This window comes from Nocardia sp. SYP-A9097, assembly GCF_009649815.1.
Classification (GTDB): domain Bacteria; phylum Actinomycetota; class Actinomycetes; order Mycobacteriales; family Mycobacteriaceae; genus Nocardia.
Genome location: NZ_WJIC01000047.1, coordinates 1 through 18,499 on the forward strand (window position 1 = coordinate 1; position 18,499 = coordinate 18,499).

Genomic DNA, 18,499 nt, shown 5'->3' on the forward strand with positions numbered 1-18,499 from the left:
AATCGGCGATACTGGCACACGAACTCCTGGTAGATCAGCGTCTTGGTAAACACTGAATTACCAGGAGTTCACTCAAATCTCGAGCCTCACACCGACGCCCTCACCGAGTTCTCAGACGCTCTCTGAGGGGCTCAACCCCTTCGGGCTCAGTGACTGTCCGGGTTGGCCGCCAGCCACTTCAGCCAGGAATCCAGCTCCGCGAACGCCTGGGTGCGCGGCTGCTCCGCCGACAGGAACACGTCGTGCCGCGCGCCCTCGATCGGCACGATATTGGTGCGGTCGCCCAGGCAGCCCGACCAGCGCTGGATCTGCTTCACATCGAGCACCACATCCGCCACATCGGCGGCCGGACCGTACTTGCTCATGAACCTGGTCACCTTCGACCGCAGCACCAGCGCGGGCACCCCGATATCCAATCCGCGATGCACCCGGGCATGCCCGCGGCGGATCGCCCGCAGCCAGCCCGCGTGAACGGCGAAGCCGCTCAACGGCTTCCAATCCAGGTTGTAATCCCACTCACCGGACGCGGTGTGATGCAGGCTGTCCCCGTAGGTGGAGATCTTGCCCAGCGGCAGCGCGGTCATAGCGCTCAACCGCCCGATGCCCTGCAGCAGCGCATTGCTGACCGGGTGCCGGTAGTACGCCGGCCCCTGCAGATCGAACCACGGACTGTTCAACACCAGTCCTGAAATCCCTTGTGCGCGAGCCCCTCCCGCGGCGTGCACCCGGTTCAGCCACAGCGGCGTGACCAGCCCACCCGTCGAATGCCCCATGATGAGCACGGGCAGCCCGGTCTCCTCGCGAATGATCCGCAGCGACCGGTTCAGCTCCTGGTCGTACAGCGCGAGATCGCTCACATAGTGCGGCGTCTGCCCGGCCCGTGTGGAGCGCCCGCACTTACGCAGATCCAATGCGTAGAAAGCGAACCCCTGTGCCGCCATATGCTGCGACAGGTGCTCCTGGAAGAAGTAGTCGGTGAACCCGTGCACATACAGCACGGCGCTGGTCGCGGCCGGTTGTGATGCGGGCGTGTAGCGGATGAGCGTGGCGACGACATCGCCCTCGCCGTCCGGGTCCGGGCCCAGTGGCAGCGTGCGTTGCTGATAGTCCGATCCGAGCTCGTCGGGCCGCCATTCGCCGGTGGCCTGGGGCGATGCGGATGTGGTTCCGGGGGATGACATATCAGAGGTCACCTGCTCAAGATAATCGCCTCAGGTAAAGAGCCGGCTTCGAGGCATCTCTCACATTCGAGCTATTCGTTGCAGGATTTCGGCGTGCCCAGGGGCACAATCGAACGTAGGTGAACGACGGGTAACCTAACTGCCGCTGGGTTGCCCTACACAGACAAGGAAGTCGATCAACGCCGTGTCGAACAATGCTGCCACGATTGAAAAGACCGATGTAGTCCTCATCGGCGCAGGCATCATGAGTGCCACCCTCGGCGCACTGCTTCGACAGGTGCAGCCGGACTGGTCGATCTCCGTCTTCGAGCGTCTCGAAGCCGCCGCCGCGGAGTCCAGCGACCCGTGGAACAACGCGGGTACCGGACACTCGGCCCTCTGCGAGTTGAATTACACGCCGCAGAACGCCGACGGTTCGGTCGAGATCACCAAGGCGATCGATATCAACGAGCGCTTCCAGGTGTCGCGCCAGTTCTGGTCGTACTCGGTCGAGAACGGCGTGCTGGCCAACCCGTCGAATTTCATCAACCCCATCCCGCACGTGAGTTTCACGCACGGCGCGGACGGCGTGGAATACCTGCGCAAGCGTCATGAGGCGCTGTCGCGGCATCCGCTGTTCGAGGGCATGGAGTTCATCGCCGACAAGGACGAGTTCTCCAAGCGACTACCGCTGATGGCCAAGGGCCGCGACTTCTCCGATCCGGTCGCGCTGAACTGGACCGATTACGGCACCGATATCGATTTCGGTGAGCTCACCAAGGAACTGCTGGCGTACCTCGGCAAGTCCGGCGCGGATATCGCCTTCGGGCATGAGGTGAAGAACCTCACCAAGCAGTCGGATGGCTCGTGGCTGGTGAAGGTCCGCAATCTGCGCACTGGCAAGACCCGCGTCATCAACTCCAAGTTCGTATTCGTCGGCGCGGGCGGTGGCGCACTGCCGCTGCTGCAGAAGTCGGGCATCAAGGAGATCTCCGGTTTCGGTGGTTTCCCGGTGTCGGGTCTGTTCCTGCGCTGCAAGAATCCCGAGCTGATCGCCCAGCACGAGGCCAAGGTGTACGGCCAGGCGTCGGTCGGTGCGCCGCCGATGTCGGTGCCGCACTTGGATACTCGCGTCATCAATGGTGAGCGTGGCCTGCTGTTCGGCCCGTACGCGGGGTGGACGCCCAAGTTCCTCAAGGATGGCAAGAACACCGATCTGTTCAAGTCGGTGAAGCCGAACAACCTGTTCTCCATGCTCGGCGTCGGTGTCACCGAGATGAGCCTGGTGCAGTACCTGGTGTCCGAACTGCTCAAGTCGCAGAACGGCCGCGTCGAGGTGATGGAGGAGTTCCTGCCGAAGGCCGACGGGCACGACTGGGATCTGATCATCGCCGGTCAGCGCGTGCAGGTGATTCGCCGCAAGGGTGCGGGCGGTGTGCTCGAACTCGGTACCGCGGTCGTGGCCGCCGAGGACGGCACCATTGCCGGTCTGCTCGGTGCCTCGCCGGGCGCGTCGACCTGTGTGAGCGCCATGCTCGATGTGATGAAGCGTTGCTTCCCGGGCGAATTCGCTTCGTGGGAGCCGAAACTCAAGGAAATGGTGCCGTCGCTGGGCGTCAAGCTCTCCGAGAATCAGGCGCTGTTCTCCGAGGTCTGGGATTGGTCGCAGAAGGCCCTGCGGCTCGATGACGCCAACACGCCCAAGCACTTCGGGGTCGCATCTCACGCGTAGGTGTGATAGCAACAATCGATGATGTCAACGGTTGCTCTCAAACGGTCGTGGGCCCAGGATCTGGACACCGCGACGCTGTACAAGCTGTTGAAACTTCGCGTAGAAGTCTTCGTCGTCGAACAGAAATGCGCCTACCCCGAACTGGACGGTCTCGACCTCGGCGTCGAGACCCGGCATTTCTGGCTCGATGACGAGGGCGATGTCATCTGCACCCTCCGTCTGCTCGAAGAGCACGATGACGGCGTGAAGTCCTTCCGCATCGGCCGCCTCTGCACCGCCCCCGCGGCTCGCGGACACGGCTACACCACCCGCCTACTGCAAGCGGCGCTCGCGGAAACGGGCTCCGGCGCCACCGTCCGCCTCAACGCCCAGACCTACCTGGTCGACATGTACACCAAGCACGGCTTCAAAATCGACGGCGAAGAATACATCGAAGACGGCATCCCGCACATCCCCATGCGCCGCGGCTGACCAGCCGAAACGCAAGGTCCCGCAACCGAACCCGGTTGCGGGACTATTTTTTTCGAGCCCATTCCCAGGCGCGGTCGAAATGGCCAGGCGTGCAGATGCTTTCGGTGCGCAGGCACTGCGGCCAGGAATCGCCAGCGGAGTGCAGGTCGATGTGCCGTCGGCGGCGCAGCTCGAGATGCGGTCGGGTGATGTGGCTCAGATGTGGTCAGGCGCTGTGAGTCGAGGCCGTGGCCCGGTGGTGTGGGTTGAGGTGCTGTCCAGGTAGTGGCCTGCTCGGAGCGCAGCGGATTCCAATACGCGAGGCCGCGGGCCGGATCGTCATCACTCACCCCTCGACGGCGTCGCGATCGGGTCGCTCCGACGTGCATGTACTGGCGCAGGTGTCTTCTCGACGAATGCCAGCGTCAGTACATCGATGTGGCGGGAGGACGTGAGGGTGGGCTTCTTGTGGTCGGGTGAGGCTCGCGGGGGTCGAGGCGGGCGGGGGTGAGGGCGCGCATAGAGTTGCGGGCGTGTCCGTCTCCTCTGTGGCTTACTCCGAATCCAAGCGTGCGGCCTCCGATGTCGAGGTCGGGTTTCCGTTCTCGGCGGTGGTGGGGCAGGAGCGGTTGCAGTTGGCGCTGATTCTGTGTGCGGTGCATCCCGGGATCGGTGGCGTGCTGGTGCGCGGGGAGAAGGGGACGGCCAAGTCGACTGTGGTGCGGGCGCTGGCGCAGTTGCTGCCGCCGGTGGTCGATGAGAGTGGGGCTCGGCCCGCGCGGTTGGTGGAGTTGCCGGTCGGCGCCACCGAGGATCGGGTGGTCGGGTCGCTGGATTTGGAGCGGGTGCTGCGGGATGGGGAGCAGGCATTCAAGCCGGGTCTGCTGGCGGCCGCGCATCACGGCGTGCTGTACGTGGATGAAGTGAATCTGCTGCACGACCATCTCGTCGATGTACTGCTCGATGCCGCCGCCATGGGGCGCGTGCATATCGAGCGCGACGGCGTATCGCATTCGCATCCGGCGCGATTCGTGCTCGTGGGCACCATGAATCCCGAAGAGGGTGAACTCCGCCCGCAGTTGCTCGACCGATTCGGGCTCACCGTGGATGTCGTCGCCTCCCGCAATGTGGATGTGCGTATGGCCGTGGTGCGCCGCCGCCTCGACTACGAGGCCGACCCGGCCGGATTCGCCGAAAGCTACTCGGCGGCCGATCGTGAAGTGGCAGAACGTATTCTGACCGCGCGCGATCGTATCTCCGACGTCATCCTCGACAATGTCGAGCTGCGCCGCATCGCCGCGCTCTGCGCCACCTTCGATGTCGACGGTATGCGCGCCGACCTGGTCGTCGCCCGCACCGCCACCGCGCACGCCGCCTGGCGTGGCAGCGACACCGTCACCGAAGCCGATGTGCGCATTGCCGCGGAACTCGCACTGCCACACCGTCGTCGACGCGATCCCTTCGATGAACCGGGCATCAGCGAGGAACAACTCGACGACGCCATGGCCCAGGCAGCCGAGGAAGCGGCCCGTGCCGGTGACGACCTGGGAAAAGGTGAAGCGGCTCCGCAGGATGATGCGGAGTCGCAGGACATAGACCCGGACGACGATCCCAACGGCCCGGGTGGTGGCGCGGATTCGCCTGCGGGCGAACAGGATTCGTCTCAGGGTGCGCGGCCGGGCTCGGCGCAGCAGGATGGATCGGACGACGGTGCCCTGGACAGTGCGCACGATGGACCGTCGAGCGGTTCTCAGGACGGTTCGCAGGATTCGTCCACCCCGGACAGCGCGGCGGACGGTACGGATTCAACCCAGCGGCCCAGCGGCGGCGACCCGGATGCCAAGGGCGACAAGCCATCCAACCGCGAAGGCCGCTCCGCAGCCCCCACACACTCCATCGCCAAACTCCCACGCTGGGAGGTCCCCGGCGTAGGTGAGGGTGCCCCCGGCCGCCGCTCCCGCGCCCGCACTCGTCAGGGTCGCGTCGTCCGCGCAACCCCCGAAACGGGCACCGGCCTGCACCTGCTCGGCACCATCTTCGCCGCAGCCCCCCACCAGCGTGCCCGTGGCCGCCTGACCGGCCCCCTGGAGTTCGCCCCCGCCGACCTGCGCGGCGCGTATCGCGAAGGCCGCGAAGGCAATCTGGTCGTCTTCGTGGTCGACGCCTCCGGCTCCATGGCCTCCCGCGACCGCCTCTCCGCCGTCACCGGCGCGGTGGTAGCCCTGCTCCGCGACGCCTACCAGCGCCGCGACAAGGTAGCCGTCATCACCGTCCGAGGCCAGGACGCGGAACTGGTGCTGCCCCCGACCTCCTCGGTCGACATAGCGGTCCGCCGCCTCGCCGATATGCGCACCGGCGGCAAAACCCCACTCGCCCAAGGACTTCTGAAGGCCCGCGAGGTAATCCACCGCGAACACGTCCGCGACCCGCACCGCCGCCCCATGCTCGTCCTACTCACCGACGGCCGCGCCACCGGCGGCCCCGACCCCGTCCCCCGCGCCCGCGCCGCCGCCCGCCTCCTGGCCAACGAATCGGTGACCGCCATGGTCGTCGACTGCGAACGAGGCATGATCCGCCTCGGCCTGGCCCGCGACCTCTCCCGAGAACTCCGAGCCGGCTACCTCCAACTAGCCGAACTCACAGGCGATTCCGTAGCCGGAGTAGTCCGAGCCACCCGCGCAGCCTGACCCAGGACGCCCGATCACCAGGAACTGACGGCAGTATCCCGCCCCGAATCGCGCCACTGGTTCCTGCTCGACAACCAGCATTACCCCTCGATGGCATCCCACCCCGCGACTCGGAGATCAACGGGATGGGCGCGCCCGGCGCGGAGTGCGGGGCGGGCGTATGGCACCGTGGTGGGCGAGTGGCCGGCGGTCGGTCGGCGGTGAGAGGAGTTCGGTCGATGCCCAAGGGTGTTCCGTTGGCGGAGAGCATTCCCGATGACGGGTTGACCACGCGGCAGCGGCGGAATCTGCCGGTGCTGGCCGTGCATACCGGGCCGGGCAAGGGGAAGTCGACGGCCGCGTTCGGGATGGCGCTGCGGGCCTGGAACCAGGGGTTCGATATCGCGGTATTCCAGTTCGTGAAGAGCGCCAAGTGGAAAGTGGGGGAGGAGGCCGCCTTCCGCACGCTGGGTCAACTGCACGAGGAGACCGGGGCGGGTGGCGCGGTCGAGTGGCACAAGATGGGCGAGGGCTGGTCCTGGACGCGCAAGCAGGGGTCCGATGAGGATCATGCGGCCGCCGCGCTTTCCGGGTGGCAGGAGATCAAGCGGCGGATCGCCGCCGAACAGCATCGGTTCTATGTGCTGGACGAATTCACCTATCCGCTCAAATGGGGCTGGGTGGACGTGGACGAGGTTGTCGAGACGCTGCGCAATCGGCCCGGAAATCAGCACGTGGTGATCACCGGACGCGATGCCCCGCAGGCGCTGATCGACGCCGCGGACCTGGTCACCGAGATGACGAAGGTGAAGCATCCGATGGACGCGGGCCGTAAAGGCCAGCGCGGTATCGAATGGTGAGCGAGCCCGCCCGGACGAAGAACGCCGGAGGTGCGTGGTGAGCGTGCCCGCGGTGGTGATCGCCGCGCCCGCGTCGGGTAGCGGAAAGACCACTCTCGCAACCGGATTGATCGGTGCGCTGCGGCGCGCCGGGCATCGGGTCGCACCGTTCAAGGTAGGCCCGGACTATATCGATCCCGGCTATCACGGCCTGGCAGCCGGACGCCCCGGACGGAACCTGGACCCGGTCCTCTGCGGTGCCGAACGCGTTGTCCCGCTGTACCGCCACGGCAGCGCGGGCTGCGATATAGCCGTGGTCGAAGGCGTCATGGGCCTATTCGACGGCCGCATCGACGACAACAACACCGAACCCATCGCCGAGGGCTCGACCGCCCAGATCGCCGCCATGCTGGGCGCGCCGGTAATCCTGGTGGTGGACGCCCGCGGCCACAGCCAAAGCCTCGCCGCCCTCCTGCACGGCTTCGCCACCTACGACAGCGGAATCCGTTTGGGCGGAGTCATTCTCAACCGCGTAGGCAGCGAACGCCACGAGCAGGTCCTGCGCGCCGCCTGCGCCCGAGTCGGCCTCCCGGTCCTGGGCGCCCTCCCCCGCCTGGCTGAACTATCAGTCCCCTCGAGGCATTTGGGCCTCGTCCCCGCCGAAGAGCACGGCGCCGCCGCACAATCGGCAGTAGACGCCATGACCGACCTGGTCGCCGCCCACATAGACCTCGCCGCCGTAGCCGCCCTGGCAAGCTCCCAAACCTCCGGCCCGGCCTGGGACCCGGCCGCCGAACTGCTCGCCGCCACCGAATCATTCACCGGCCCCGTCGATTTCACCGTAGCGCCGTCGATCATGGCCATGAGCGCCGCCGAGCCGGCACTTACAAATGCCCCCGAAGGCGCAGCAGCCAGGCACCGCGACACCCCCACTGTCGGCGTAGCAGGCCGGCACGGCGATACCCCTATTGCCGAAGTGGCAGGCCGGCGCAGCGATGCCCCGGTGATCGCGGTGGCGGGTGGAGCGGCCTTCACTTTCGGCTACGCCGAGCACCGCGAACTCCTCGAGGCCGCTGGAGCCCGGGTAGTGGTCTTCGACCCCACCCGCGACGAACTCCCCACCGGCACAGCGGGTCTGGTAATCCCCGGCGGCTTCCCCGAAGAACACGCCGCCGCGCTCTCCGCGAACACCGCCCTCCTGGCAACCATCGCCGACCAGGCCCGCCAGGGCCTGCCCATCCACGCCGAATGCGCGGGCCTGCTCTACCTGACCCGCTCCCTCGACGGCCACCCCATGGCCGCAGTAATAGACGCGGCAGCCGAATTCGGCCCCCGCCTCACCCTCGGCTACCGAGACGCCGTGGCCCTCACCGATTCCGTCCTCTGGCGACCAGGCGAACGAGTCCGAGGCCACGAATTCCACCGCACCCGCCTGACCACCGCCCCCACCGCTCCCGCGGCGTGGGCCTGGCGCTCCCCGTCAGGCGAAACAGTCCGCGAAGGCGCAACCCTCCACAACGTCCACGCCTCCTACCTCCACACCCACCCCGCCGGAAACCCCGCGGCAATAGCCCGCTTCGTCACCGCCGCAAAATCTTTCGCCGAATCCCATGCCCCAGCCTGAGTGGCGACCACATACCGGGGGCGAACCGCGCCCGGCCGGACCGATCACATCCGCGACCACAAGTCGGCGCTTGCTGATTTCGAACTCCGTCACTCGGCGGACGGCGGCTCGGCCCTCAGCTACGCAGGTGTCAGCCGGTTTGCGATCAGCGACTGCCGCCGCCAGCTGCACGCTTACTTGGGCGTGTCGTGGAGAGAAACTCCACCTCCGCCGCCAGCCCGCCGAGGGTCTACCGGCCATTGGCGATAGGTCTGAACCGAATCGACTTCTGCAGCCGAGCCTGACCGTCCCTAGTCGGCTCGAAAAGGTCGTGATGAACGGGTGACTTCGCGACCGTGTGCCGTGGGGGTGGGGCTGCGTGCGGGGGCGGAGGCTGCTGTTATCGCTGCCGCTGTCCGAGAATCCTTGGGGGACTTCGCGGTCGCGTGTCTCGCAACGGTTGATCGGCGTGCGGACGAGCCGGGCCTCGTTGCGGCTGCCGAGCTGTTGGGGGTGCCGGTCGTCGTGTTCACCGCCGATGAGTTGGCGCGGGTTGTGGTGCCGAATCCTTCCGCGCGCACCGCTGCGGCGGTCGGCACGCCCAGTGTGGCGGAGGCGGCCGCGGTGCTGGCGTCGGGAGGCGGCGAGTTGGTCGTGCGCAAGACCGTGGTTGGCGGAATTACGTTCGCCGCCGCGATGATTCACCGCTGATCTGCGACACTCCGCCCGCGTGTCCTCGTGCCCATTTGGTCCGGCTCGCGCATTCGATATTCGAAAACCGCTTGCGCCCAGCCGTATGACGCGGGCGTCTCGGGCGGAGATATGGGACCGCCGCGCTCGCCGACTGGTTGGGTTGTCGGCGGGCGCGGCGGGGAGCGGATCTTGCACTGGGAGTGGGGGATCCGCCGTTATGGGGGTTGGGTCAGGGGGCTACCGAGCCCCAGTCGGCGAAGCCGGTGGGGTCGTGGCGGCCCAGGGAGCCGTGTTCGAACAGGCCCCAGCCTTCGGCGTCGCCGCAGCGGGCCTTGCCTACGTGGTCGATGACGCCGAAGGGGATGCGGCCGGCGTTAGCGGGGTCGGTGAGGTCGTAGGTTTTGCTTTCGGACCAGTTGCGGCCCTTCCACTGGCCGTGCTGCCAGTCGGGGTCGCCGCCGTAGCCGGCTCCGACGTGCAGGGCGATGAAGGTGCCCGCTTCGACCTCCACCTCGAGCGGTTTGCCGTCGGGGGTGGTGAGTTCCAGGCGCAGGGCGGTGGGGATGCGGGTGCCGGACTTGTAGGTGAGATGCACTCGCGGCCAACCCAATTGCTCGATACGCCCGTCATGCCAGATGCGGGTGGCATCGTTGAGCGTGCGGAAACCGTTGGGCTCCTCCTGCACGATGACGATGATCGAGAAGTCGTCGAAGCGCAGCGGCACATACAGCCACCAGAAGCCTTCGGACGGTTCGGAAGCCACGCGCCCCGGCGGATCGGATTCGCCGACCGGGCGGATACCCCAGGACCGGTCGCGGGTGCCCATCCAGCTGGACGGGTCGACATTGAAGTCGGTGCCGTCGACATGCAGTGTGCCGGACCAGGATCCGACCTGAGCGAAGCGCTGCGCCTCGATCATGGCCTTGTTCATGCCGGTGATGATGGTGTGCGCCTCCTCCTGCACGACCGGGAACGAACCCTCCCATGTCATGTCGAAGGACAGGTCCTCGTGCTCGCAGATGACGCGCAGCTTCCGCAGCGGCTCGATCACCTCGATGCGATACCCGCCGACGGCCATATCCAGTCCGCGCTGTTCGAGCGCGTCCGAGAAGTGCACGGCGTGCTGGATATCGCCGCGCCGCACGGTCGCGAACGCGTCGGTGACGCCCAAGTTCGGGTACGCCCCGAAGCCCGTGATCAGCATGAGATCGCCACCGGTGTCGATGGCGTTGAAGTAGCTGCGGTCGTAGAAGTTCTTGTCGCTGCTGGCAACTCGCGCCATCGGCTGCGGGGTCTGGTGGATGGGGAATTCGTCCAGCGGGCCGATCATGGGTTTCATAGCTCTCAATCCCAGGAGTAGGTGCCGTCGAGCAGGGCCTCGAGCAGCTGTCGGTGCATGACGTAGTCGTCGCGATCAGCGGTGTCGGTGTCCTCGCCGAAGTGGATCATGCGGCGCTTGATACGGGCCATGACAATGCCGTGGCGCAGCGCCGAATAGGTGAGGTACCAGTCCATATCGCGGGGTGCGTGCCCGCTGAAATCCTCGTACAGCTTCTCGACATCACTGCGGCGCAAAAAGTCTGGCAGGCCGGGCTGGTCGAATCGGGTTGCGATGTCCTGGAAGAAGCGGTGCTGGAAGATCGGCCAGGCAACATCCAGTTCGCGCGGGCCGAGAGCGGCCATCTCCCAGTCGAGTACGGCGACCGGATCGAATTCGCCGAACATGATATTGCCCGGGCGAGCGTCGCCCCAGCTGAGCACATCCGGACCGGTCTCGGCGGGCCAGTGCTGCTCGAGCCATTCGAAGGTGCGCTCCAGCAAGGGGATTCGGAACCCGTCAGCGGCGAGTGCCCAGTCGTACCACTGCTTCTGTGCCTCGAAGTGCCGCCGCAGCGCCGAACCCTCACCGTGGAGTCGGGGGAACCGCTCGGCGGGGTTCTCGATGCCGTGCACCTTGGCGATGACCTCGATGGTGCGGCGGGTGATCTCGTACCGCTGCTCCGCGGTGGCGTCGAAGACCCAGCCGAAGAACACGTACGGCGGATTGTCCTCGGCCACACGACCATCCACGCGGCGCATGATGAAGAACGGCGCGCCGAGCACGGAGGTGTCACTCTCCATCCAGCACAGCGTCGGCACCGGGATGTCGGTGGCCTCGCCGACCCCTTCCATCAGGGCGTACTGGAGTTCGAGATCGTAGGTCTCGAAGACCGGGAAGGCGCCCTCGGCCGGTGGCAGCCGTGCCACGAAGGATCCGTTCGCGGGTTCGCCGTTCTCGAGCCACTCGGCCTCGAAGAGCAGGGTGGTGCTGGACATGCCGCCCGCCTGGGGCTTGGTCATCGAGGTGATGCGCAGAGTGTCCCCGGCGTCGAGTTTGTCGGCGAGCCAGGTTGCGAGCTTCTCCTCGAGTTGATCGTTGTCCCGATCCGAGACGGTCAGTTCCCATCTCTGGTGGGGGTCGTCGGCCGACATGGCTAATCCTCCTGGCGTGGAAAGGCAGGCGTGCCAGCGCGGGTCCGGGCCGGTGGGCTCGTCTGTGACGCGGTTAACACGGTGTTCCGAAATGTAACGCGTTCCAGTCGGATTGTGGAGAGGTTCGACAGGCGAGTACCGGTGAATGGGATGTGTCTCGACGCTGAATCTGGTAAGTCGGTAGTGCTGGCACGTAGTGCTGTAGGGGGATACCCGGAGTACCACAGGTGGATGTGCGGCCATGCCCCGATTCCTATCCTCGGAAGCAAGTGATTCCGAGGTGAAGGGACGGGAATGAGTGCACCGGCGATGGCCGCGGCGGCAGAGCTCGACCAACCGGAGGACGCGCCAGCGCCACCGTGGAAACCGTTGCCCCGCATAGGTTTCCGCTTCGCCTGCGCCTATCTGACACTCTTCTGCGTCATCTACCCGCAGCCGATCTTCGCGCTCCTGGGCATAGTGCAGATCTGGCTGCCCGATTCGATGGTCATGCGGTACGCGCAATTACCGCACCCGATCGTGGAGTGGGTGGGCCGCACGGTCTTCGGTACGGATGTGCGACTGCACCTCGACTCCGGCAGTGGCGATCAGGCGTACCTGTGGGTGCTCACCTTCTGCGTGCTGATGCTCGCCGTCGTGGTGACCGCCGTATGGACTCTGCTGGATCGCCGCCACACCGAGTACCGCACCGTGGCGAGCTGGTTCCTGCTGTTCATCCGGATCATCCTGGCCGGGCAGATGCTCGGATACGGCTGCGCCAAATTCATTCCGCTGCAAATGCCGGTCCCCGCGCTGTCTACCCTGGTCACGCCCTACGGCGACCTGAGTCATATGTCGGTGCTGTGGAATCAGGTCGGCACTTCGCCGGTGTACGAGAGCCTGCTCGGCCTGGCCGAAATCATGGGCGGGGTACTGCTGCTGTTGCCGCGCACGCAACTGGCCGGCGCCCTGCTGAGCCTGGTGAGTATGGCGCAGGTATGGATCCTGAACATGACCTTCGACGTGCCGGTCAAACTGCTCTCGTTCCACCTGATGCTGCTGTCGCTGGCGCTGCTCGCCCCCGACGCCCGCCGCTTGACCGCGGTGCTGCTGGGCCGAGCCGCCGGACCGTCGACCGCGCCCACCCCGTTCCGGACGCCGCGGGCCCGCCGGATCAGCGATATCGCCCTGGTGGCGCTGCTGCTTTGGATGGTGGCGGCCATTCTGGTGGAGAATTGGGACGGCTGGCACAAATACGGTCCGGGCCGACCGCAATCCGAGCTGTACGGCGTCTGGAATGTCACCGAACTCACCCGTGACGAGCAGCCGGTACCACCCCTGCTCACCGATGAGACGCGTTGGCGGCGAATTGTTTTCGACAATCCGCAGTTCGCCGAATACCAAAGAATGGATGACAGCCTTACCCCGGTGCTCACCGAATTGGATACCGGCACACACCATCTCACGCTGCGCGCATCCGACGGGGCAACCGAGCTGGCAGCGTTCACCTATGAACGACCCGCTTCGGATCGCCTGATCCTGACGGGCGAACTCGACGGGCACCCGGTGACATTGACCCTCACCCTGGTGGACACCGATCGAATGCCGGTGCGGCAGGGAGGCTTACACCTGGTCCAGGACGAACCCGACGGCGTGAAGTAACGACCTCAGTTCGGAATATCGGCGATCTGGTTGGCCCAGTTCGGATTCGGGGCGAAGAACTCGCCCCGGGCCGTGAAGGCGCGCATCGCGTCCTGATCACCGAGCAGCTGGGCCGCCAGCCACGCGGTCGGATACCCAAGGTAGCCGTACACCCCGGTGGTGCAGGGGAATGACGCCCGCGCACAATCCGGCTGTCCCTGCACATCATTGTGATTCGGCCCGATGAGCGTGCCCCAAGCCTTCGGAATCGTTGCCGGAATCGCCTCGTAGTACGCCTGCATCGATTGCGGGCCGATCAACTGCGCCGGCAGGAGCTGCGTCGACGGCGAGATCAGGAAATCCGCGGAACCGTTCACCAGGAATACCGAACCATCCACCACCGCACGGGTATCCGGGCACCATGATCCGTTGGCGCAGAGAGCCTGAATCGGCATCTCGATCGGCACCGCCGTCTTGATCCGCCCGCCCGAATTCGTCATGGCATTGAGCGCTCCGGCCCCGGCGAATGCCCCATCGCCCCAATCGCATTCGGGTCGACGTGATTGTGGAAGACGCTCGCCGGATCATCGGCCTGCCGCAACAGGAAGTCCGCCGCCCCGGCGATATCCACACCCGATCCGGTCTGCTGATTCTCGGTGGCGATCACCACGAACCCCCACGACGCCAAATGTGCCAGCAGAGAGTCGTATTGGCTCGGCACCGCGAAGGTGCCGTCGCCCCAGGTGATGATCGGATGCCGGAACCCGCCCACCCCGAGATCCGCCGGATACCAGAGGTCGTAGGCCGCCCCGGTGGAATCGCAACAGCCGAAAGCCTTTTGCGCGGTCACCGCCCACGGTCCCGGCTGCGAATAGGTCGCCTCGACCCCATTCGCCGGAACATACGGGTCCAACCAGGAGACATGGGTATCGGCCACTGCGGGGGCGGCGCATGGCAGCAACAGTGCGGTCACCACGGCGAGCATCCGAACGACGACGGTGCGGCGAGTCATAGCGGAAAAGCATAGAAACCGTTTACCGATTTCAGTGACAGGCGCCCGGAACAATCGGGAATTCGCTTGTGGCGCACACCGTTTACATCACCCGTGACGACACTCCCCGAGAATCTGCGACAGCACATCGACAAGTCGAATGTCTTCGCCACCGTGGCGACGCTCGGCCGTGACGGTCAACCGCACCTCACCGTGGTCTGGCTCATTCGCGACGGCGACGACGTGGTCTTCTCCACCACCGTGACCCGGCAGATGTACCACAATCTGGTTCGCGATCCGCGCGTCACCGCGCTGATCAATCCGCCGGAGAACCCGTACGTCTACGCCGAGATTCGCGGCACGGTCACCATCGAACCGGATCCCGAACGCGCCCTTCCGAACAGGATCTCGCAGAAGTTCACCGGTAAGCCGTACCTCGAATTCAATCCGGCCTCGGCCGGCGACTCCGCCCGGGTCGTCGTCCGCATCACCCCGACCAAGGTGATAAGCCGCATTTGACGCCATCGCCGCCGGTGGGGTGTGTAACGGTTGCTGCGCGGAAGCCGGGCGATTGTGGCGTACGCGCGGCCACGCCGTAGGCTCAATCCTTGTGCAACACACGTCAGCCGCATCCGATGAACAGCCCGCCGGTGACCCGAACTACCTGGTCGGGCTCGATTTGAACGGCCGCCGTGTCGTAGTCGTAGGCGGTGGGACCGTCGCTCAGCGGCGGCTCGGACTGCTCATCGCCTCCGGTGCCGACGTGCATGTGATCAGCCGCGAGGCCACCCCTGCCGTGGAGGGTATGGCCACCTCCGGTCAGCTCACCCTGGAACTGCGCGCGTATGCCGACGGCGATCTCGACGGCGCCTGGTACGCCATGACCTGCACCGACGAGCCCGAAACCAATGCGGCCGTAGTCGAAGAGGCCACGCGCAAACGGATCTTCTGCGTGCGCGCCGACAATGCCCGGCTCGGCACCGCCGTCACTCCCGCCACCGCGCGCTACGACGGGATGAGCCTCGGCGTTCTCGCCGGCGGCCAGCATCGGCGTTCGGCCGCGGTGCGCAACGCACTGCTGGAGGCGCTGCAATCCGGTGTGGTGACCGATGATTCGGCTCCCGTCACCCCCGGCGTCGCGCTCGTCGGCGGCGGCCCCGGCGATCCCGATCTCATCACCGTGCGTGGCCGTCGGCTGCTGGCGCGCGCGAATCTCGTTGTCGCCGACCGCCTCGCGCCGCCGGAGCTGCTCGCCGAACTCGGCCCGGAGGTCGAGGTCGTGGACGCGGCCAAGATTCCGTACGGCCGGGCCATGGCCCAGGAAGCCATCAATACCGCGCTCATCGAGGGCGCGAAGGCCGGCAAGTTCGTGGTCCGGTTGAAGGGCGGCGACCCGTACGTCTTCGGCCGCGGCTACGAGGAGCTCGAAGCCTGCGTCGAAGCCGGTGTCCCGGTGACCGTCGTCCCCGGCGTCACCAGCGCCATCTCGGTGCCCGCGCTGGCCGGAATCCCGGTCACCCACCGCGGTGTCACCCACGAATTCGTCGTCGTGAGCGGCCATGTCGCCCCCGACCACCCGGACTCGCTCGTCGATTGGCCCGCACTGGCCAAACTGCGCGGCACCATCGTGCTGCTGATGGCGGTCGAACGCATCGACAAATTCGCCGCGGCCCTGCTCGCGGGCGGCCGTGCCGAGGACACCCCGGTGACCATCGTCCAGGAAGGCAGCCTCCGCACCCAGCGCGTAGTCCGCGCCGACCTCTCGACCGTTGCCGACCGCGTCCGCGAAGAAGCCATCCGCCCCCCGGCCATCATCGTCATCGGCCCGACCGCCGGTTTCACCGCCGGAGCCCCGGACCTCGAGATCCTCGACACCGGCGCGCGCTGACCGCGTGCCAGGCTCCCGCTCGCATGAGATCGGTTGCCCGAGCCGGGCATCCATTACAGTGTCGGGGTGCTCGATAATCCCGCTGCGACAATGCAGTATCCGGTGACCAAGCGGGCGTTCGGCCTCGCGATTCTCGTATTGAGCGGGCTACAGCTGATGGTGGTGCTCGACGGCACCGTCATGATTCTGGCGCTGCCGCGACTACAGGAGCAGCTCGGTCTCTCCAGTGCGGGCAGTGCGTGGACGGTGACCGCCTATGGTCTGCCGTTCGCCGGACTCATGCTGCTCGGTGGTCGCCTCGGCGACTCCTTCGGGCGTAAGCGCATGCTGATTCTCGGTGTCGCGGTATTCACCGTGGCCTCCGCGCTGTGCGGTTCCGCGCAGAACGAAGCCTGGCTGATCGCCGCGCGCGCCGTACAGGGCACGGGTGCCGCGATCGCCGCGCCGACCGCGTTCGCCTTGGTGGCCAGCACTTATGCCCCGGGTCCGGCGCGTAATCAGGCCATTGCCATCTTCGGCTCGATGGTCGGTATCGGCTCGATCGGCGGTCTGGTCATCGGTGGTGCGCTCACCTCGGTGGATTGGCGCTGGATCTTCTGGATCAATGTGCCGATCGGCGCGCTCATCGTGCTCGGTGCGGTACGCGAGCTGCGTGATACCAAGCATCAGCGCATCTCGCTCGATGTGCGTGGTGCGGTGCTGGGCACGCTGGCGTGTGCGGCGATTGTGTTCGGCGCGACCGAGGGACCCGAAATAGGTTGGGACAGCCCGATCATCCTCGGATCGGTGATCGGTGGTCTGGTGCTGCTGATCGCGTTCGTCTTCGCCGAGCGCAACGTGGAGAATCCGCTGCTGCCGTGGTCGCTGTTCGACAGCCGCGATCGCGTGATCACCTTCATCGCCATCTTTCTGACCTCCGGCGTGCTGGGTGCGACGACGTTCTTCGTGGCGCAGTTCCTCCAGAATGTGCTCGGCTACAGCCCGTTGATGGCGGGTCTGGCCAGCATTCCGTTCACGCTCGGCGCGGGCGCGGGCACCGCGGCGGCGTCCAAGGCCGCGCAATTCGTGGCTCCGCGCTGGCTGCTCTTCGCGGCGGCGCTGGTGCTGGCGGCCGGGCTGTGGTTCGGCTCCACCATCGATCGGTCGGTCGAGTACTTCCCGACGTTGCTTGCCATGCTGTGCGTGGTGGGCTTCTGCGTCGGCACCGCCATTGTGATCTTGCCGCTGTGTGTACTGGTCGGCGTGGATATGGCGCATATCGGTCCGCTGTCGGCGGTCGGCCAGATGTTCATGAATATGGGCACGCCGTTCGCGGTCGGCTTGCTCAGCCCGATCGCGCTGTCCAAGACGCTGTCGCTGGACGGCATCTCCGGCAAGGTCACCGATATGACCACGGCGCAGATCGACGCGCTCGGCAGCGGATACACCTTCGTGCTGCTGGTCTGTGCGATCGGCACCGCCGTGCTCGGCGTCCTCGCACTCACCCTGCGTTACACGCCCGCGCAGTTGGCGCACGCCCAGCACGCGCAGGACGAAGCCCAGAAGTCCTAGCGAATTCGCGCCGGCGGCACAGTGGTGAAAACCACCGTCTCCCAAGTCTGTTGCCCGCCCCGGCGATTCGGCAGACTGCGGAGATGGGGAGAAACCTGGACGCAGAACTGCTGGACCGCTGGACCGAACTCGCCGGTGCCGCCGCGCGCGAGGTAGGCGAGGACCTGGTCCGCCGCTACCGCGAACCGCATCGTCGCTATCACACCGTCGAACATCTGGCCGCCATGCTCGCGGTCATAGACGACCTGGCCGCGGACGCCGCCGACATCGAGGCGGTCCGCTACGCGGCCTTCTTCCACGACGCCGTCTACTCGGTGGAGGGCGGCGACAATGAGGAAGCCAGCGCCGAATTGGCCGAATCCACCCTCCCCGCACTGGGTTTGAACCCCGATTCGGTATCCGAGGTAGCCCGCCTGGTCCGCCTCACCGCAGGCCATCATCCCGCCCCCGGCGACCGCAACGGCGCCGTCCTCTGCGACGCCGACCTGGCAATCCTCGCCGCCCCCGAACCCGCCTACGCCGCCTACACGGCCGCCGTCCGAGCCGAATACGCCCACGTCCCACTGGATCTCTTCCGAGCGGGCAGAGCCGCGGTCCTGCGCGGCCTGGTAGACCAACCCCACCTCTTCCGCACCCCCATCGGCCAGTCCCGCTACGACGAGCTCGCCCGAGCCAACCTGGCCGCCGAACTGGCCACCCTCACCGGCTCAGCGGACTGAACCCGCGGCGAATTCGGACATTCACCGCCAAGGCTGCACACTCGCCGATGCCGATGCCGCAGGCACCCACCGAAACGCCCTCCGCCCGATCCGAATTCGGACCGGGCGGAGGGTG

Annotated in this window: 16 protein-coding genes; 11 read left to right on the plus strand and 5 right to left on the minus strand. The window is 66.4% G+C overall.

Going from position 1 to position 18,499, the window contains the following annotated elements:
- Positions 1 to 146: 146 nt before the first annotated feature.
- Positions 147 to 1,181, minus strand: coding sequence for an alpha/beta hydrolase (locus tag GFY24_RS38705; RefSeq protein WP_153810120.1), 1,035 nt, complete (start codon positions 1,179 to 1,181; stop codon positions 147 to 149).
- A gap of 244 nt (positions 1,182 to 1,425) precedes the next feature.
- Between GFY24_RS38705 and mqo the strand changes: the two genes are divergently transcribed.
- The 6 genes from mqo (at position 1,426) to GFY24_RS38735 (ending at position 9,161) form a co-directional block, all read left to right on the plus strand.
- Positions 1,426 to 2,892, plus strand: coding sequence for a malate dehydrogenase (quinone) (gene mqo, locus GFY24_RS38710; protein WP_228567092.1), 1,467 nt, complete (start codon positions 1,426 to 1,428; stop codon positions 2,890 to 2,892).
- A gap of 18 nt (positions 2,893 to 2,910) precedes the next feature.
- Positions 2,911 to 3,363 carry a GNAT family N-acetyltransferase gene (locus GFY24_RS38715; RefSeq protein ID WP_153810099.1) on the plus strand — a complete coding sequence of 151 codons (453 nt, stop codon included), beginning with the start codon at positions 2,911 to 2,913 and terminating at the stop codon, positions 3,361 to 3,363.
- 512 nt (positions 3,364 to 3,875) lie between these two features.
- A complete protein-coding gene (locus GFY24_RS38720; RefSeq protein ID WP_309231871.1) occupies positions 3,876 to 6,029 on the plus strand; it encodes a magnesium chelatase subunit D family protein in 2,154 nt (717 codons plus the stop codon).
- A 218-nt stretch (positions 6,030 to 6,247) separates the two neighbouring features.
- Positions 6,248 to 6,868, plus strand: a complete 621-nt coding sequence (cobO, locus tag GFY24_RS38725) for a cob(I)yrinic acid a,c-diamide adenosyltransferase (RefSeq protein ID WP_153810100.1) — start codon at positions 6,248 to 6,250, stop codon at positions 6,866 to 6,868.
- A gap of 37 nt (positions 6,869 to 6,905) precedes the next feature.
- Positions 6,906 to 8,471 (plus strand): cobyrinate a,c-diamide synthase, encoded by a 1,566-nt coding sequence (locus GFY24_RS38730; RefSeq protein WP_309231872.1) that lies wholly within the window; start codon positions 6,906 to 6,908, stop codon positions 8,469 to 8,471.
- A 321-nt stretch (positions 8,472 to 8,792) separates the two neighbouring features.
- A complete protein-coding gene (locus tag GFY24_RS38735; RefSeq protein WP_309231873.1) occupies positions 8,793 to 9,161 on the plus strand; it encodes a cobalamin biosynthesis protein in 369 nt (122 codons plus the stop codon).
- 211 nt (positions 9,162 to 9,372) lie between these two features.
- Here the strand turns inward: GFY24_RS38735 and GFY24_RS38740 are convergent, their stop codons facing one another.
- Complete coding sequence (locus tag GFY24_RS38740; protein WP_153810123.1) at positions 9,373 to 10,473, minus strand: hypothetical protein; 1,101 nt, start codon at positions 10,471 to 10,473, stop codon at positions 9,373 to 9,375.
- Between the two features lie 14 nt (positions 10,474 to 10,487).
- Positions 10,488 to 11,615 (minus strand): phosphotransferase family protein, encoded by a 1,128-nt coding sequence (locus GFY24_RS38745; RefSeq protein WP_153810101.1) that lies wholly within the window; start codon positions 11,613 to 11,615, stop codon positions 10,488 to 10,490.
- A gap of 294 nt (positions 11,616 to 11,909) precedes the next feature.
- Here GFY24_RS38745 and GFY24_RS38750 point away from each other — a divergent pair, with 294 nt between their 5' ends.
- Positions 11,910 to 13,256 carry a DoxX family protein gene (locus GFY24_RS38750; protein WP_153810102.1) on the plus strand — a complete coding sequence of 449 codons (1,347 nt, stop codon included), beginning with the start codon at positions 11,910 to 11,912 and terminating at the stop codon, positions 13,254 to 13,256.
- 5 nt (positions 13,257 to 13,261) lie between these two features.
- On the opposite strand, the gene GFY24_RS38755 is transcribed toward GFY24_RS38750, so the two are convergent.
- Both GFY24_RS38755 and GFY24_RS38760 read right to left on the minus strand, forming a co-directional pair.
- On the minus strand, positions 13,262 to 13,735 hold the full coding sequence (locus GFY24_RS38755; protein WP_153810103.1) for a hypothetical protein: 474 nt from the start codon (positions 13,733 to 13,735) through the stop codon (positions 13,262 to 13,264).
- Entirely contained in the window at positions 13,732 to 14,247 is a 516-nt protein-coding gene (locus GFY24_RS38760) for a hypothetical protein (RefSeq protein WP_153810104.1), read from the minus strand. The genes GFY24_RS38755 and GFY24_RS38760 overlap by 4 nt, the downstream gene beginning before the upstream one ends.
- A gap of 93 nt (positions 14,248 to 14,340) precedes the next feature.
- Between GFY24_RS38760 and GFY24_RS38765 the strand changes: the two genes are divergently transcribed.
- The 4 genes from GFY24_RS38765 to GFY24_RS38780 all read left to right on the plus strand — a co-directional run bounded on the left by GFY24_RS38765 (position 14,341) and on the right by GFY24_RS38780 (position 18,384).
- Positions 14,341 to 14,745 (plus strand): PPOX class F420-dependent oxidoreductase, encoded by a 405-nt coding sequence (locus GFY24_RS38765; RefSeq protein WP_309231874.1) that lies wholly within the window; start codon positions 14,341 to 14,343, stop codon positions 14,743 to 14,745.
- Between the two features lie 91 nt (positions 14,746 to 14,836).
- Positions 14,837 to 16,114 (plus strand): uroporphyrinogen-III C-methyltransferase, encoded by a 1,278-nt coding sequence (cobA, locus tag GFY24_RS38770; RefSeq protein ID WP_309231875.1) that lies wholly within the window; start codon positions 14,837 to 14,839, stop codon positions 16,112 to 16,114.
- A gap of 90 nt (positions 16,115 to 16,204) precedes the next feature.
- On the plus strand, positions 16,205 to 17,665 hold the full coding sequence (locus GFY24_RS38775; RefSeq protein ID WP_153810124.1) for an MFS transporter: 1,461 nt from the start codon (positions 16,205 to 16,207) through the stop codon (positions 17,663 to 17,665).
- Positions 17,666 to 17,748: 83 nt separating this feature from the next.
- On the plus strand, positions 17,749 to 18,384 hold the full coding sequence (locus tag GFY24_RS38780) for an HD domain-containing protein (protein WP_153810107.1): 636 nt from the start codon (positions 17,749 to 17,751) through the stop codon (positions 18,382 to 18,384).
- The last annotated feature ends 115 nt before the right edge of the window (positions 18,385 to 18,499 follow it).